General features: G+C 44.5%; 13 protein-coding genes and 2 pseudogenes. 7 read left to right on the forward strand and 8 right to left on the reverse strand.

Features of this window, described 5'->3' with window-relative positions:
* Positions 1 to 32 precede the first annotated feature (32 nt).
* From ftsA to lpxC, 3 genes are all read left to right on the forward strand, one after another.
* Entirely contained in the window at positions 33 to 1,289 is a 1,257-nt protein-coding gene (gene ftsA / locus AAHH42_RS04195) for a cell division protein FtsA (protein ID WP_342221732.1), read from the forward strand.
* A 104-nt stretch (positions 1,290 to 1,393) separates the two neighbouring features.
* Positions 1,394 to 2,542 (forward strand): cell division protein FtsZ, encoded by a 1,149-nt coding sequence (gene ftsZ, locus AAHH42_RS04200; RefSeq protein WP_072550690.1) that lies wholly within the window; start codon positions 1,394 to 1,396, stop codon positions 2,540 to 2,542.
* A gap of 98 nt (positions 2,543 to 2,640) precedes the next feature.
* Positions 2,641 to 3,561 carry a UDP-3-O-acyl-N-acetylglucosamine deacetylase gene (lpxC, locus tag AAHH42_RS04205; RefSeq protein ID WP_072550691.1) on the forward strand — a complete coding sequence of 307 codons (921 nt, stop codon included), beginning with the start codon at positions 2,641 to 2,643 and terminating at the stop codon, positions 3,559 to 3,561.
* Here the strand turns inward: lpxC and AAHH42_RS04210 are convergent, their stop codons facing one another.
* Positions 3,562 to 4,101 (reverse strand): DUF721 domain-containing protein, encoded by a 540-nt coding sequence (locus AAHH42_RS04210; protein WP_072550692.1) that lies wholly within the window; start codon positions 4,099 to 4,101, stop codon positions 3,562 to 3,564.
* A 200-nt stretch (positions 4,102 to 4,301) separates the two neighbouring features.
* Between AAHH42_RS04210 and secA the strand changes: the two genes are divergently transcribed.
* Positions 4,302 to 7,031, forward strand: coding sequence for a preprotein translocase subunit SecA (secA, locus tag AAHH42_RS04215; RefSeq protein WP_342221733.1), 2,730 nt, complete (start codon positions 4,302 to 4,304; stop codon positions 7,029 to 7,031).
* Between the two features lie 230 nt (positions 7,032 to 7,261).
* Positions 7,262 to 8,299 (forward strand): inner membrane protein YhjD, encoded by a 1,038-nt coding sequence (gene yhjD, locus AAHH42_RS04220; RefSeq protein WP_083429633.1) that lies wholly within the window; start codon positions 7,262 to 7,264, stop codon positions 8,297 to 8,299.
* 41 nt (positions 8,300 to 8,340) lie between these two features.
* Here the strand turns inward: yhjD and bioD are convergent, their stop codons facing one another.
* The 4 genes and pseudogenes from bioD to bioB all read right to left on the reverse strand — a co-directional run.
* On the reverse strand, positions 8,341 to 9,021 hold the full coding sequence (gene bioD / locus AAHH42_RS04225; RefSeq protein ID WP_072550694.1) for a dethiobiotin synthase: 681 nt from the start codon (positions 9,019 to 9,021) through the stop codon (positions 8,341 to 8,343).
* Positions 9,014 to 9,799, reverse strand: a complete 786-nt coding sequence (gene bioC / locus AAHH42_RS04230) for a malonyl-ACP O-methyltransferase BioC (RefSeq protein ID WP_342221734.1) — start codon at positions 9,797 to 9,799, stop codon at positions 9,014 to 9,016. The genes bioD and bioC overlap by 8 nt, the downstream gene beginning before the upstream one ends.
* The gene (gene bioF, locus AAHH42_RS04235) at positions 9,783 to 10,916 is read right to left on the reverse strand and encodes an 8-amino-7-oxononanoate synthase (RefSeq protein WP_240313912.1); all 1,134 of its coding nucleotides are present in this window, start codon (positions 10,914 to 10,916) and stop codon (positions 9,783 to 9,785) included. The genes bioC and bioF overlap by 17 nt, the downstream gene beginning before the upstream one ends.
* Positions 10,902 to 11,889: pseudogene (gene bioB / locus AAHH42_RS04240) on the reverse strand (biotin synthase BioB); the annotation flags it as partial. The gene bioF and the pseudogene bioB, both read right to left, overlap by 15 nt.
* Positions 11,890 to 11,981: 92 nt before the next feature.
* On the opposite strand from bioB, the gene bioA reads away from it, so the two are divergent.
* Both bioA and AAHH42_RS04250 read left to right on the forward strand, forming a co-directional pair.
* Positions 11,982 to 13,307, forward strand: a complete 1,326-nt coding sequence (gene bioA, locus AAHH42_RS04245; protein ID WP_072550700.1) for an adenosylmethionine--8-amino-7-oxononanoate transaminase — start codon at positions 11,982 to 11,984, stop codon at positions 13,305 to 13,307.
* A 235-nt stretch (positions 13,308 to 13,542) separates the two neighbouring features.
* Entirely contained in the window at positions 13,543 to 13,806 is a 264-nt protein-coding gene (locus AAHH42_RS04250; protein WP_072551040.1) for a DNA-binding protein, read from the forward strand.
* 40 nt (positions 13,807 to 13,846) lie between these two features.
* Here the strand turns inward: AAHH42_RS04250 and lafU are convergent, their stop codons facing one another.
* From lafU to AAHH42_RS04265, 3 genes and pseudogenes are all read right to left on the reverse strand, one after another.
* Positions 13,847 to 14,812, reverse strand: coding sequence for a putative lateral flagellar export/assembly protein LafU (lafU, locus tag AAHH42_RS04255; protein WP_072551041.1), 966 nt, complete (start codon positions 14,810 to 14,812; stop codon positions 13,847 to 13,849).
* On the reverse strand, positions 14,812 to 15,672 hold the full coding sequence (gene motA, locus AAHH42_RS04260) for a flagellar motor stator protein MotA (protein WP_342221735.1): 861 nt from the start codon (positions 15,670 to 15,672) through the stop codon (positions 14,812 to 14,814). Before motA ends, lafU begins: the two co-directional genes overlap by 1 nt.
* 7 nt (positions 15,673 to 15,679) lie before the next feature.
* A pseudogene (locus AAHH42_RS04265) lies at positions 15,680 to 16,371 on the reverse strand (FliA/WhiG family RNA polymerase sigma factor).
* Between the last annotated feature and the right edge of the window lie 2 nt (positions 16,372 to 16,373).

Genomic DNA, 16,373 nt, shown 5'->3' on the forward strand with positions numbered 1-16,373 from the left:
CAGCAATAACATCAGAGACAGGCAAAACAACGATGATCAAGTCAACGGACAGAAAGTTGGTAGTAGGTCTTGAGATCGGCACGGCAAAGGTCTCGGCATTAGTTGGCGAAATTCTGCCCGATGGCATGGTTAACATTATTGGTGTGGGTAGCTGTCCTTCTCGTGGCATGGATAAAGGCGGGGTTAACGATCTTGAATCGGTAGTAAAATGCGTACAACGTGCTATTGATCAAGCTGAATTAATGGCAGATTGCCAAATCTCTTCCGTTTATTTGGCGCTATCGGGTAAACATATCAGTTGTCAAAATGAAATAGGGATGGTGCCTATCTCTGAAGAGGAAGTCATTCAGGAAGATGTTGAAAACGTGGTTCATACTGCGAAGTCGGTACGTGTACGTGATGAACATCGCATCTTGCATGTTATTCCTCAAGAATATGCCATCGATTACCAGGAAGGGATCAAAAATCCGGTTGGGCTTTGTGGTGTGCGGATGCACGCCAAAGTGCATTTGATCACCTGCCATAATGATATGGCAAAAAATATTGTTAAAGCGGTTGAACGCTGTGGTTTAAAAGTTGATCAACTTATTTTTTCCGGGTTGGCCGCCAGTTATGCAGTATTGACCGAAGATGAGCGTGAGCTAGGCGTTTGTGTGGTGGATATTGGTGGTGGCACTATGGATATCGCCGTTTATACCGGTGGAGCTTTACGCCACAGTAAAGTTATCCCTTATGCCGGCAATGTAGTCACCAGCGATATTGCTTATGCTTTTGGTACACCACCAGGTGATGCGGAAACGATTAAAGTTCGGCACGGGTGTGCGCTCGGGTCGATTGTCAGTAAGGATGAAAGTGTAGAAGTACCTAGTGTGGGTGGACGTCCTCCTCGTAGTCTGCAAAGACAGACGCTCGCCGAGGTGGTTGAACCACGTTACACCGAGTTACTGAACTTAGTTAATGAGGAGATATTACAGTTGCAGGAGCGATTACGTCAGCAAGGGGTAAAACATCACCTGGCAGCGGGAATTGTACTGACAGGAGGGGCGGCTCAGATTGAGGGTCTGGCGGCTTGCGCGCAGCGGGTATTTCATGCTCAGGTTCGCATTGGTCAACCTCTCAATATTACTGGACTAACGGACTATGCTCAGAAACCTTATTATTCTACTGCTGTTGGATTATTGCACTATGGTAAAGAGAGCCATCTTAATAATGAGTCAGATACAGAAAAACGTGCCTCAGTGTGCGGTTGGTTTAAACGTATCAATAGCTGGCTGAGAAAAGAGTTTTAATGCCTTAACCTGATATTGCAACAAAGAGATCACCACAAAAAACAGGGGGTATGATCTCAAAGTAAGTTGATCTCAAAGTTATAGGCACAAAGCGGAGAGAAACTATGTTTGAACCGATGGAATTAACCAATGACGCGGTGATTAAAGTCATCGGCGTTGGCGGCGGTGGTGGTAATGCTGTTGAACACATGGTGCGTGAACGCATCGAAGGTGTTGAATTTTTTGCCGTGAACACCGATGCTCAAGCGTTACGCAAAACAACAGTGGAACAGACGATCCAGATCGGCAACACCATTACTAAAGGTTTGGGTGCCGGTGCTAACCCTGAAGTGGGGCGTCATTCCGCAGAGGAGGATCGTGAAGCACTGTGTGCCGCGCTCAATGGTGCCGATATGGTTTTTATCGCCGCGGGTATGGGCGGGGGAACCGGAACGGGAGCTGCACCCGTCGTCGCTAAGGTGGCAAAAGAATTGGGCATTCTGACCGTTGCCGTGGTAACCAAGCCTTTTCAGTTTGAAGGCAAGAAACGCATGGCATTTGCTGAACAGGGCATCGCCGAGCTATCTAAACATGTCGATTCCTTAATCACCATTCCCAACGATAAATTACTTAAAGTACTGGGTCGAGGTATTTCGTTACTCGATGCGTTCGGTGCGGCTAACAATGTTTTAAAAGGTGCAGTACAGGGGATCGCAGAGTTGATCACCCGCCCTGGCTTGATGAACGTCGATTTTGCAGATGTGCGTACTGTGATGTCCGAAATGGGTTATGCCATGATGGGATCGGGTGTTTCGCGAGGCGAAGATCGCGCAGAAGAAGCAGCAGAAACGGCCATTTCCAGCCCATTATTAGAAGATATCGATCTGTCTGGTGCGCGAGGAGTGTTAGTCAACATTACTGCTGGCTTCGATCTACGTCTGGATGAGTTTGAAACCGTCGGTAATACGATCCGCGCCTTTGCCTCTGATAATGCGACTGTCGTTATCGGCACCTCGCTGGATCCAGAAATGAACGATGAACTGCGGGTCACGGTGGTGGCGACAGGTATTGGCATAGATAAACAAAAAGAAATCAAGCTAGTTGCCAATAAACAAGCTCAGCCACTCGAGCGTTGTTATCAACAACCCGGGATGTCTTTGATGCCACAGGAGGCTAAATTTAACGCGAATGTAGTTAATGATCAGACCACAGATAACAATAAAGAACCCGATTATTTGGATATTCCGGCTTTTTTGCGTAAACAAGCCGACTAATGACCAGAAGCTTGGAATCTTTATCCTTTGTGTTAGACTGTACGGCAAGTTTTGCGCTATCTTAAATCGGCTGGGCAGATATATTGCGGGATAACACAATGATAAAACAAAGAACACTAAAGAGTATTGTTCAAGCGACGGGTGTTGGTCTGCATACGGGCAAAAAGGTCACACTAACAATGCGTCCCGCAGCAGCTAATACCGGCGTCATTTATCGTCGCACTGATCTAACACCCGTGGTCGATTTTCCGGCAGACGCAAAATCGGTGCAAGATACCTTGCTCTGTACCTGTCTGGTTAATGAACGCAATGTACGCATCTCCACGGTTGAACATCTCAATGCTGCTCTGGCGGGCTTAGGGATTGATAACATTATTATTGAAGTCGATGCCCCCGAGGTGCCGATTATGGATGGCAGTGCTAGCCCTTTTGTATTTCTGTTATTAGACGCAGGTATCGAAGAATTAAATACAGCGAAAAAGTTCTTGCGTTTAAAAGAAGCAGTACGTGTCGAAGAGGGTGATAAATGGGCAGAATTGTCACCATTTAATGGCTTCCGTCTAGATTTTACCATCGATTTTAATCATCCAGCGATCGACGCTAGCACACAGCGTTATCGTCTAGATTTTTCGGCTGACTCTTTTGTACAGCAGATCAGTCGGGCACGTACTTTTGGTTTTATGCGTGATATCGAACATCTTCAGTCCCGTGGGTTGTGCCTTGGTGGTAGTTTCGATTGTGCTATCGTCGTGGATGATTACCGTGTACTTAACGAGGATGGCCTACGTTTCGACGATGAGTTTGTACGGCATAAAATGCTTGATGCTATTGGTGATCTCTTTATGTGTGGTCATAATATTATTGGCGCTTTTACTGCCTTTAAATCTGGTCACGCATTAAATAACAAGCTATTACAGGCTGTTCTGAAAAAACAGCAGGCTTGGGAATATGTCACTTTTCAGGATGAAGCGGAACTACCAGTGGCATTTAAAACGCCGTCAACGTTGCCGGCTTATTGATCAGGTTCCTGCCAATGAAGCGAAGCGTTCCAGGATAGCACGTAATTTTTCTGGGCTGCGACTTGCTAGCTTTCTGAGTTCTACCGCGCTTTTCACACTTAAATGACGGCCTGATAGTGCCGGTTTTTCCGCATTTGCTGCCGGTTTTGCGGCGTCTTTCACAATGTTATGACCCGGAGCCATTAGCGCAGGATTAATCCTAATGTCGATTGATGACAATGATGCTAGAATTTGCGCTCTCAGTGTAGAGAGCAAATGAAGTTGTTGATAACGTAATGCCATCATCCAGCTCGCATTTGCTACTTCTAGCACTAAAATATTCTGTCGATAATTGGCAACACGGCACCAGGGTTGTAATTGTGGTGGGAGTAATTCTTGCACCGCCTGGTTGAGTTTTAATAGCGCAACTGTACGCTGTTGCACTTTATGCAGGCTATAGGGTTGGGAATTATCTTTTTGCGAATGAGATAACGAACTATGTTTTTCTGCTATCGTATCATCAAACAAGACGTTCAATAATTGTGGGTGGCTTTGACGCATGAATATAGCCTCGTCGGATGTTAGACTGATAACCGGTATTCTAAATCCTTAGCAACAGTTACGCAGCCGTTATTTTTGGTCGCCAAATTAAATAGACTTCTTGCAAAACCGTCGTTCTCACACCACGCAGCAGGTTAAGCAAGGGGTCAATATAACCTTTGATCGCCCGTTTAGCGGCATTGTAAGAGACATTAAGAATTATGCTAATTAAATTACTCACCAAAATGTTTGGCAGCCGTAATGATCGTACCTTACGCCGTATGCACAAAATGGTTGATTTTATCAATCGTATGGAGCCAGAAATTGCAAAATTACCTGATCAGCAACTGCGTGCTAAAACCGATGAATTCCGCGCACGTTTGTCAAAAAATGAAACATTGGAAAACCTGATACCGGAGGCTTTTGCGGTTGTTCGTGAAGCCAGTAAACGGGTATTCGGTATGCGCCATTTCGATGTGCAATTAATCGGCGGAATGGTGCTCAATGAGCGCTGTATTGCAGAAATGCGTACCGGTGAAGGTAAAACATTAACAGCAACACTGCCTGCTTATCTCAATGCTTTGGGTGGTCGTGGTGTTCATGTTGTCACCGTCAACGATTATCTAGCACAACGTGACGCTGAAAATAATCGTCCATTGTTTGAGTTTCTCGGTCTGAGTGTCGGGATTAATATGTCAGGCATGCAAGCATCCGCCAAACGTGAAGCCTATGCTGCAGATATCACCTACGGTACCAACAACGAATATGGTTTTGACTATCTGCGCGATAATATGGCTTTCAGCCCACAAGAACGCGTACAACGTGAACTATATTATGCACTGGTCGATGAAGTTGACTCCATCTTGATTGATGAAGCCCGTACTCCGCTTATCATTTCGGGTCCAGCGGAAGACAGCTCGGACATGTATCTCAGAATTGATAAACTGATCCCAAAACTTATCCGCCAGGAAAAAGAAGATTCTGAAACCTTTCAGGGCGAAGGCCATTTTTCTGTTGATGAAAAAGCACGCCAGGTACATTTAACTGAACGTGGGTTGATCCTGATTGAACACATGTTAATCGATGCCGATATCATGCAGGAAGGCGAATCTCTTTATTCTGCAACCAATATTATGCTGATGCATCATGTTACTGCTGCACTACGCGCGCATGTTTTGTTTACACGCGATGTTGATTACATCGTTAAAGACGGTGAAGTGATCATTGTCGATGAGCATACGGGGCGCACCATGCAAGGACGTCGCTGGTCGGATGGCTTGCATCAGGCGGTTGAATCGAAAGAAGGTGTTAGCATTCAGAACGAAAACCAAACATTGGCTTCCATTACTTTCCAAAATTACTTCCGTCTCTATGAGAAACTGGCGGGAATGACGGGTACTGCAGACACCGAAGCGTTTGAATTTAGTTCAATTTATAAACTAGATACTATAGTGGTGCCCACTAACCGTCCGATGGTGCGTAAAGATCTGGCCGACTTAGTCTATATGTCCGAGAGGGAAAAAATAGGGGCGATTATTGAAGATATCCGCGAACGTACCGCCAATGGACAACCGGTGCTGGTGGGAACCATCTCAATTGAAAAATCTGAAATGGTCTCTGCCCAATTAAGCCAGGCCGGTGTTGCACATAAAGTACTGAATGCCAAATTTCATGCGACGGAAGCGGAAATTATCGCGCAAGCGGGGCAACCTGGGGCGGTCACTATTGCTACTAATATGGCGGGACGAGGGACTGATATCGTATTGGGTGGTAGTTGGCAAAGTGAAATTACTCTACTGGATGATCCATCACGAGAGCAAATCGATGCCATTAAAACCGCCTGGCAAATCCGTCATAATGCTGTGCTGGCATCCGGTGGCTTACATATTATTGGTACTGAGCGCCACGAATCACGTCGCATTGATAATCAACTTCGTGGTCGTGCAGGTCGTCAGGGAGATGCTGGCTCTTCGCGTTTTTACCTATCGATGGAAGATACTTTGATGCGTATTTTCGCTTCTGATCGTGTATCTGGCATGATGCGTAAGCTGGGAATGGAGCCCGGTGAAGCCATTGAGCATCCGTGGGTCACAAAGGCGATTGCTAACGCGCAACGTAAAGTAGAAAGTCGTAACTTTGATATGCGTAAGCAATTGCTAGAATACGATGATGTTGCTAACGATCAACGACGTGCTATTTATAGTCAACGTAACGAGTTGTTAGATGCTTCAGATGTGAGTGAAACCATAAACAGCATTCGTGAAGACGTATTCACGCTTACCATTAATCACTTCATTCCGCCCCAGTCGATGGAAGAAATGTGGGATATCTGCGGATTGGAACAACGTCTGAAAAACGATTTCGACCTCGATATACCCATTGCTTCTTGGTTAACAAATAAAAAACTGCCAAGCGAGCAACCATTAGATGAAGAAACACTACGTGAACGTGTTCTTCAGTACTCGATTGAGCAATACCGACAAAAAGAAGAAATTGTTGGTAGCGAAACAATACGTAACGTTGCAAAAGGGGTAATGCTACAAACACTGGACTCGCTATGGAAAGAACATCTAGCGGCGATGGATTACCTACGTCAGGGCATTCATCTGCGTGGCTATGCGCAAAAAGATCCAAAACAGGAATACAAACGTGAATCTTTCGCGATGTTTTCCGCTATGCTGGAATTACTGGAATATGAAGTCATCAGCGTGTTAAGCAAATTACAGGTACATGTGCCGGAGGAGGTCGCTGCGCTAGAGTTACAATATCGTGAAGATGCCGATCACCTAGTGAGCCAGCAACAATTAAGTCATCCAAATGATAGCAGTGCACTGATGTCATCTAAAGAAATAACACGGATAGAGATTGAAGGTAAAGTGGGCCGTAATGATCCTTGCCCTTGTGGTTCCAGAAAAAAATATAAACAATGCCACGGTCGTTTAAAAAAATAATTTTTTGGTATCTCGCGGATAAAGAGCTAATGTTACAGGATCCTTAATAGACTTCTTGCAAAATCGACTACGTGTTGCAAATTCTGCGTTACGTGGTGCTCGCAATCTTCATGTACTGCTGAGGTTGCTGCACGCTAGGCGTCTTGACTTCACGTAACGAACTCCGGTTTTACAAGAAGTCTAATGTGACTTTTATGCTTAGTAGCGGTTAGCTTGCCGGATGAGGAATTATGCGTAACGCATCTAAAAATAATCAGATTTTATTTACTACAAAAAAATACAAGGAGCGACTTCCCCCCTCCCTCACCGAGGGCATACAAAGTGGTGTACAAGGTGGTATACAAAAGAGTAGACAGGCCATTTCCATTTTTACCCGTTTGAATCAACGGATCAAAAGGTATTCACCTGTTGCCCATATAATACGTACTACAGATCGATTTAACGATCGCTTGGGTAGCCAATTTGGTGCCGCTATTACCTACTTTTCTTTTTTGTCTTTGATCCCGATTTTAATGGTTTCTTTTGCGGCAGCGGGTTTTTTTTTGGCTTCCAATCCCTACCTGCTCGCCGAATTAATTAATAGAATCGTTAATAGCATCAGTGATCCCATGCTAGCGACAACGTTAAAAAATACGGTTAATACTGCGGTGAAACAACGCACGACCGTCGGGCTAACCGGTTTAGCTATCGCGCTTTATTCTGGCATTTGTTGGATAGGCAATCTACGTGAGGCGATCCGGGCACAATCACGCGATGTTTGGGAGCGTAACGTTCACGATAAAGAAAAATTTTATTTCCGTTATCTCCGTGATTTTGTCTCATTGATCGGACTGATCATCGCCCTGATCATAACACTGTCGCTTACATCGATCGCGGGTTCAGCGCAAGCGGCTATTGTCAACGCATTGGGTTTAGGCGGTATTGAGTGGCTACGCCCAGCACTGACCTTGATTACGCTGACAATTTCTATTACTGCCAACTGTTTATTATTCATTTGGATTTTGTGGATACTGCCGCGTCATAAACCGCAAAAAAAAGCCTTATTACGAGGTACGCTTATTGCTGCCATCGGCTTTGAGATCATCAAACTTGTCATGACCATGATGTTACCCCGCCTTGCCAGCTCACCTTCAGGGGCTGCTTTTGGCTCAGTACTAGGTTTGATGGCCTTTTTCTATTTTTTTGCCCGTTTAATCTTATTCTGTGCGGCCTGGATAGCCACCGCTCACTACCCAGAAGAGGAAATCCAGCCAAAGAGTTGTCGCTAGCATATCACACCCACTCGCTACTGCTTTGTAAGAACCCGTTCCTAGAAGTCTAATAAGTGAATATTGAGATAATCACCCATCACTTGTCGGTCTATAGATGTGAGATAAGGGATGATACCGAGCAATGGGGCAGTAAGTCGAGTCGTTAAGGTGAAGAGATATTCTTGCTGTCGTTCAGCCGTGGGGTCGATATGATTGGCGATCCAACCCGCTAGAGTTAAGCCGGCAAGTTCAATCGCCTGTGCTGTGAGCAAAGCATGATTGATTGCTCCCAATTTTATACCGATCACTAATATTACGGGCAATGCTTCCTGTTTAACCCAATCGGCAAAGGTAATTTGTGCCGATAACGGTGTAAACCAACCACCCGCGCCTTCAATGACTAGCCAATTAGCTCTGTTTTCCAGTTGCCGTAATCCTTGTGATAATTCAGCTAATTCGATAGCTCGTTTCTCTGACTCGCAGGCAATATGCGGTGATGTGGCTTCGATAAATGCCAATGGATTAACCTGTGAATAGGTTAGTCGCTGATTGCTGTTAGCCTGTAACGCCAGCGCATCACTATTACGTATACCTGCCGCTGTGATCACACTGCCAGAAGCCACGGGTTTATATCCGGCAGTGTAATACCCCTGTTTGTTAGCCGCTTGTAATAGCGCACAACTGGCAACAGTTTTACCAATCCCAGTATCGGTACCCGTGATAAACCAGCGCTTAATCACGATAAATCACCCCGTAAACGAGTTGATAACTGAGTGGATAACGTCCTACTACAGACGGATAAGCTGCCTGAAGTGCAGTTAAACGCTGGCGTCCGGTTAGCCCTTGTTTTCGTCCATGGTGCAAATGCGTAGCACCGATACCCTGTAGTGAACGCATCAGCGTAACCACATCAGGAAAGAAGAGTTGCTGTAAACGATGGTGTAAATGATGAGGGTAATGTGAACAGGCCACATGAATTTGGCTTAGGGTAAGAAAATCATTGACATGATGATAACCGTCGACGCTTTGCCAGGCTTGTCTGAGTTCATCTAATGATCCTGCTGATAATGTAGAGAACAAAATAACACCTCCGGAATGCGTCACGCGATACCATTCTGCCAATACAGCATCCAAACTGTGACACCATTGCACCGCTAAGTTACTGAAGCAAATGTCGACTTTTTTATCTGATAAAGGAATTTTTTCCATATCTGCAAGCAAATAAACATCCGCTGCCTGTTGTCGGCGTGCCTGTTGTAACATGCCTTCAGCGAGATCTAACGCTATCACTTTTTTGCCTGATGCACGCCATTTTTGGCTAAAATAACCCGTTCCACAACCCACATCCAATACGACTGTGCCCGGATGTTGGCAACCGATACGTAGCAACAACTTGCCGGTTTTTTGCTGTAATTGTGCCACAGAATCATAGCTTACCGCTGCCCGGCTGAATGCCGCCGCAATGGCCTGTTTATCAATATTGTCAGTAGCTGATGATTTATCAACGGTCGATTGCATTTAATGCCTCCAGTAAATCATCAATATCACTCGCCTGATGAGCTGCACTCAGGGTAATACGCAATCTAGCCGTGTTTAGCGGGACAGTCGGGGGACGGATCGCCGTGAGCCATAGCCCACGTTTGCGCAAATTATGGACCAGTTCTAATGCGGATTGATTATCACCGACCCACAGTGGCTGAATGGCGCTATCAGACCGACCTAAGCCCAAAGACAAATTCGCCGCACCGTGGCGGAACTGCTTAATACGCTGCTGTAGTCGATCACGTAGATCATCACCTTGCTGGATACGAATCAGAGCTGCCTGCAAAGCACAAGCCTGAGCAGGCGGCATGGCCGTGCTGTAAATCAGATGACGCGCAAACTGCAATAAATATTCGGCAACCTCGTGTTGACACAACACAGCGGCACCACTTAAACCAAAGGCTTTACCGAAGGTTATCACCAACAGTTCAGGTTTTATTTTTTGCTGCCAGCAACTGCCACGTCCTTGTTCTCCACGCGTACCAATGCCATGTGCATCATCGACCAGCAACCAACCTCCCGCCGCGATTGTCTGTGCTTGCAACTGGCTCAGTGGTGCGCTATCACCATCCATACTAAAGATCCCTTCCGTGATCACCAAGGTCTGACCATCACAAGGTTTATCCAATAGTCTTTGCAAAGCATCTGGCTGATTATGATGGAAGCGCCGTAGTTGCGCGGCTGAATTGACTGCCGCTTCCAATAACGAAGCATGACTTAATCGATCGGCCAATATGCGATCGCCAGCGGCAGTGAGGGAGGCTAATAATGCTTGATTAGCCGCATAGCCAGAAATAAACAGTAAAGCTCTTGGATAGGCTAACCAATCGGCTAATTGTTGTTCAAGCTCAGCATGGGGTTGCATGTAACCGGTAATATGACCAGAGCCACCACTGCCGACACCATAACAGCGTGATCCTTTCCTCCAAGCGGCAATGACTGATTTATCATGACTCAATCCCAAATAATCGTTACTGGAAAAATTGATATAGGATTGGTTATCAATCCGCAAGCAACGTCCGGTGCTACCTTGATTTAACTGACGAGTACGATAGGTAACCGCGGCATGACGTTGCTGTAGGCTTTGTTCAATTTTCTGTTGCCAACTCATTAGATACCTTGTTTCTGTGTGGATACAAACCCAATGTGCTAAATAACTGACGATCTTTATCTTCATCAGGATTCGCTGTTGTAAGCAATTGTCGACCATAAAAAATGGAATTCGCTCCCGCCATAAAACACATAGCTTGAGTTTGTTCATTCATTTGTTCACGTCCAGCAGAAAGACGAACATATGAGGTTGGCATCATAATACGTGCTACTGCGATGGTACGGATAAAAGCAAAAGCGGACACATCTGGATTACTTTCTAACGGTGTTCCCTTCACTTTGACGAGCATATTGATAGGTATGCTATCCGGGGGGGCGTCTAGATTAGCCAGTTGTACCAGTAAACTGGCGCGATCACGTACTTTTTCACCTAAGCCGACAATACCGCCACAGCAAACTTTGATGCCAGCATTGCGCACTTCATGCAAGGTGTCTAAGCGTTGTTGATAACTGCGAGTGGTGATGATGTCACGGTAAAATTCGGGTGAAGTATCCAGATTATGATTGTAATAATCCAGACCAGCACTGGCTAAAAACTGAGCCTGATCAGTATCCAATTCACCCAGTGTCATACAGGTTTCCATCCCCAATTCTTTCACTTCCTGGATCATTTGTTGCAGATATGGCATAGCACGTTTGTGAGGGCTTTTCCAAGCCGCCCCCATACAAAAACGAGTGGCACCCGCAGCTTTGGCGGCACGCGCTGCTACTAGCACTTGTTCAACCTGCATTAACGGTTTATTTTCTAGTCCGGTTTTATAGCGCGCGCTTTGTGGACAATATTTGCAGTCTTCGGGACAAGCCCCCGTTTTTATCGACAGTAAGCTACTCACTTGTATTTGCTGTGGATCAAAATACTGACGATGGACATTCTGAGCAGTAAACAACAATTCCAGTAGAGGTTGAGCAAACAACACCTCAGCTTGTTCGATTGTCCATTGTCTACGATTTCCCATCAGGGTATCTCCAAAATAAAATTTTCGTTAGTTTAAGTGAAGGCGATATACTGTCAACCAATTAAATATATTATTGTTTACATATGAATGTTATTAAACCTGAAGATCGCGCGTTTGATCGGCGCCATATCTGGCATCCCTACACCTCGATGAGTGATCCACTTCCCTGTTATGCGGTCATTGCTGCCGATGGCGTCGAATTACATTTGGATAACGATCAGCATTTAATTGATGGCATGTCTTCATGGTGGGCTGCCATTCATGGCTATAATCATCCAATACTGAATGATGCTGTGTGCCAACAGCTGAAAAAAATGTCCCATGTCATGTTTGGTGGCATTACCCATCTGCCAGCAATCACACTGTGTCGCAAGTTAATAGACATCACCGCTAAATCGTTGCAAACCGTTTTTTTGGCGGATTCAGGATCGGTCGCGGTAGAGGTTGCATTGAAAATGGCGTTGCAATATTGGCAAGCCAAAGGGGAGAAACGTCAACGTATATTGGCACTACGCCATAGCTATCACGGAGATACTTTTGCTGCCATGTCAGTATGTGATCCGCAAAATTCCATGCATCATCTTTATCGGGGTTATCTAAAAGAAAACCTGTTTGCCACAGCACCGGCACTATCTCGCTTTAAAGAAGGCAGGGTACAAGAGAATTGGGATGAGCAAGATATCAGCGACTTTACCACTATGATGGCATGTCACGCTGATGAGATTGCGGCGGTCATTGTTGAACCTATTGTGCAAGGCGCCGGTGGTATGCGTTTCTACCATCCAGATTATTTAAAACGAGTGAGAGAACTTTGCGATCAATACCAGATCCTGTTAATCGCTGATGAAATCGCCACCGGTTTTGGGCGTAGCGGCAAACTATTTGCCTGTGAACACGCTGCTATTGAGCCAGATATTCTTTGCTTAGGCAAAGCACTGACCGGAGGTTATATGACGCTTGCCGCTACTTTGACCACCCGTCAGATTGCTGAAACCATCAGCCTGGGCGAAGCCAGATGTTTCATGCACGGCCCCACTTTTATGGCTAACCCGCTGGCTTGTTCGGTAGCAAATGCCAACCTGGATTTACTGGCACAGAACCATTGGCAACAGCAGGTTAAAGCCATCGAAACTCAGTTATGGCAAGCATTATCACCGTTAAAGGAACAACAGACAGTGGCAGATGTTCGCGTGTTAGGCGCTATCGGTGTGGTAGAAATGAAAGAAAGGGTCAATATCGCAGAGGTACAACGCGAATTTGTCGCACAAGGGGTATGGATCCGACCTTTTGGTAAGCTGATTTATTTGATGCCTCCGTATATTATTCAGCCCCCGCAGCTGCGGCAGCTAACTGATGCCATAGTGACTATACTGAAACGTGTCGAGGGCAAAGCGTATTCCGCTTATCGTGTAGAATAAGTCTAATAAGAACCTATTCCCAATCTTTTTGAGTGACGCTCAGACGAGGAAAAAATGGGCGAAAAAGCGCAGTTTACATATTTACATAGAGTAAATGAGTATTTGAGCCCGTTTTTAACGAAGTATCAGCGAGCACAAGAGATTTAGAACAGGTTCTAAGAAAAAAGCACCGGAATATGTCAGTAGGTGTACATTAATTGTGCTAAAATGCGATGCCGGGATTTGAGGATAAAATATGAAAAAAGTTTTTATGAAGCAAATTGTTGTAAAAAAGGTTTCAATTATCGCTAAATGTTTAGTCAATACTAAAATTTTTACTGAGATGTCTACAGCTGAATCATCAATAAAAAAAGTTTTTAATGACAGTTATTCGGAACATTCATTTGATGAATGGAATACCGAAGTGTCAGAACTGAGTGCTAATCGTATTATTGCACGGGTTGCGACTGCGTCTAAAGTTCGTGTCCGTAGTTTGATTCAGGAGCTATGGCATCATTAATTTCGGTTGTCAAGGGGAGAAAGCCCCTTGACCGGTTGTATTACGCCGCTTCTTCCGATTCTTCCAGTTCTTCAGCCTGTTCTGCCCCTGTTTTAATCGTTTCGGCTTTCTCTGTCACCGTTTTAATCGTTTTTATTCCATGGTCACCAAAAAATTGATAGAGGGTTGCGGTCGCCGCTTTAGTTAACACCATGATTTCAATACGGCGGTTCGCCGCTCCCAGAGGATTTTCTTCATCAAGTAGCATTTGATCAGCCATAGCATTGATTTGTAAAAGATGCGTACCGTCTAACCCACCTTTCTCTAAGGCTCGACGGGCGGCCATCGCTCTTTCCCCTGATAAATTCCAATTGTTGTACAACTCTTGGTCACGATAACGTGAAACATCAGTATGACCCGTAATGATAATTTTGTTATTGAGGTTATTTAAAACCGGCGCTAATTCACCCAATAAGCGAGTAAAAAACGGTGTAAGCAAAGCACTACTACGCGAGAACATCTCCCGGTTTTTATCGTCCTGTACTAAAATACGCAGTCCTTGCGGAATAATTTCTATGTTCAAATTGGATTGCGCATTGTTTGCATTACTGATTTTCATAATCATACGTGATAAATCTTTCATTTCTATTGCAGACTTATCGACGAGTTCTTGCAGTGATTGATCGGTTTGCTTAAATTGCTCACGCCAATTACTCTCTTTTTTGTTGTCTCGCGACTTGCTATTAACGATATCAAAATGCTGATCAGCGCCATTTTTATGCTGTAATGGAATCGATAAAAATGATTGTTCAGAAAAAATGCTATTTCCGTGAATGTGAGACATAATTTCATGTCGCTCTTCTTCAGAAACAGCACCCACTATCCACAACACCATAAACAGCGCCATCATTGCGAGAGTAAAGTCAGCAAAAGCCACTTTCCACGCCCCAGTATGGGCACCGCTGTGGTGTTTTTTGGCCGAACGTTTAATGATGGTAGTATCTGTACCTCGACCTTGTCCTCTCATTACATGCCTTCCATCTTATTGATCCAAGAATCAAGCGTGGCGAAGGTGGGCTTGTTATCCAGTGGTAACATTTTACGCCCCGAATCCACAGCTAATAAAGAAGGTTTACCTGCTACATGATTGACCAATACCATGCGGACACATTCAAAAAAGGAAATTTTCTTTTTCATTTCCTGTTCCATGGCATTAGCCAACGGATCTATCAGACAATAACAAATAAAGACTCCAAGAAAAGTACCGATCAAAGCCGCCGCCACTTTAACACCAATTAATGCAATAGAACCGTCTATCGATTGCATGGTAATAATAATACCGAGTACTGCCGCACAAATACCAAAACCCGGCATGGCTTCTGCCGTCCTTTGCATAGAACGGGATGGAATCAGCAACTCTTCTTCAACTGCGGCTAATTCCTGTTCCAGAATACCTTCTAATTCATGAGCATTTATTTTTCCCATCGCCATTAAACGAAAATTATCTGAGATAAATGTCACCAGACTTTTATGACGCAAAATAAGGGGATATTTTTGAAACAGTTTACTGTTTTCAGGAATTTCAATATGTTCATCTAATCGTTTCAGCCCTCCTTCATCGACCATCTCTAATAATTCATAGAGCAGCATCAATAACTGTTGCTGAAATTCCAATGTATATTCATTTTTACTGGTAACACTCTTTATCTGCTGCCACATTTCCACCAATACATTTTTGGGATTGGCAAGGATGGTGGCACCTATGCCTGCGCCAAAAATAATAATAATTTCACCTGGCTGCCAAAAAGACGATAGAATGCCTCCCGACATTAAATAACCGCCAATAACGCAGAACATAATAATAATCAAACCCAATAATTTCTGCATATATTCCTCAATGACTAAAAAATTTTTTGATTTTTTCTGTTATTTTTTTATTTAATTGACAGACACGTGCCTCAGTAAGCTCTAATACCAATGCAATTTCTTTCAAACTGAGTTCTTGCTGGTAATAAAGACTGAGAATAAGTTGCTCTCGTTTATCCAAGGTAGCAATTGCCTGTTGAAGGCTATCCTGAATAATGATTTGATCTTCCAGTTCACGACTTTGCAATGCGTCGGTATGCATTTCTACTGAAAGGAGATCATCTAAACTTTCCATTGCCTTGGCGCTTTCCAATAACAGATACTCTTGATACTCTTGTGGTGTGATTAATAATTCTATGGCAATCTCTTCGTAATTAGGTTCATGTCCTAATCGTTTCCCTAGCTCCCTTATCGCTTCATTGGTTTTGTGTGTTTTTTGCCTTAAGCGTCGTGGTCGCCAATCATGTTCACGCAATTGATCCAATACAGCACCACGAATACGATGTACCGCATAAGCAGCAAATTGCCATCGGGATGGCCATAACGGCGTAGTGCTTCAAGTAGCCCCATCAGGGCAATTTGCTGCATATCTTCTCTTTCTATAACGCTGTCAGCCTGAAATGACAGTTGCCTGACGACTCGCTTTACCAAGGGTAAATAAATATCGAGATATTTACCTTCATCTACAGTAGTCAACGCTATATTTTCTTTAAGACACATTA

This window comes from Candidatus Fukatsuia endosymbiont of Tuberolachnus salignus (assembly GCF_964030845.1).
GTDB lineage: Bacteria > Pseudomonadota > Gammaproteobacteria > Enterobacterales > Enterobacteriaceae > Fukatsuia > Fukatsuia symbiotica.

Coding starts and splice junctions, on each gene's coding strand:
- AAHH42_RS04250 (WP_072551040.1), top strand. CDS start 13,543: ATGAAAAAAGTTTTTATGAAGCAAATTGTTGTAAAAAAGGTTTCAATT.
- lafU (WP_072551041.1), bottom strand. CDS start 14,812: ATGAGAGGACAAGGTCGAGGTACAGATACTACCATCATTAAACGTTCG.
- AAHH42_RS04210 (WP_072550692.1), bottom strand. CDS start 4,101: ATGCGTCAAAGCCACCCACAATTATTGAACGTCTTGTTTGATGATACG.
- secA (WP_342221733.1), top strand. CDS start 4,302: ATGCTAATTAAATTACTCACCAAAATGTTTGGCAGCCGTAATGATCGT.
- ftsZ (WP_072550690.1), top strand. CDS start 1,394: ATGTTTGAACCGATGGAATTAACCAATGACGCGGTGATTAAAGTCATC.
- motA (WP_342221735.1), bottom strand. CDS start 15,672: ATGCAGAAATTATTGGGTTTGATTATTATTATGTTCTGCGTTATTGGC.
- lpxC (WP_072550691.1), top strand. CDS start 2,641: ATGATAAAACAAAGAACACTAAAGAGTATTGTTCAAGCGACGGGTGTT.
- bioC (WP_342221734.1), bottom strand. CDS start 9,799: ATGCAATCGACCGTTGATAAATCATCAGCTACTGACAATATTGATAAA.
- yhjD (WP_083429633.1), top strand. CDS start 7,262: ATGCGTAACGCATCTAAAAATAATCAGATTTTATTTACTACAAAAAAA.
- ftsA (WP_342221732.1), top strand. CDS start 33: ATGATCAAGTCAACGGACAGAAAGTTGGTAGTAGGTCTTGAGATCGGC.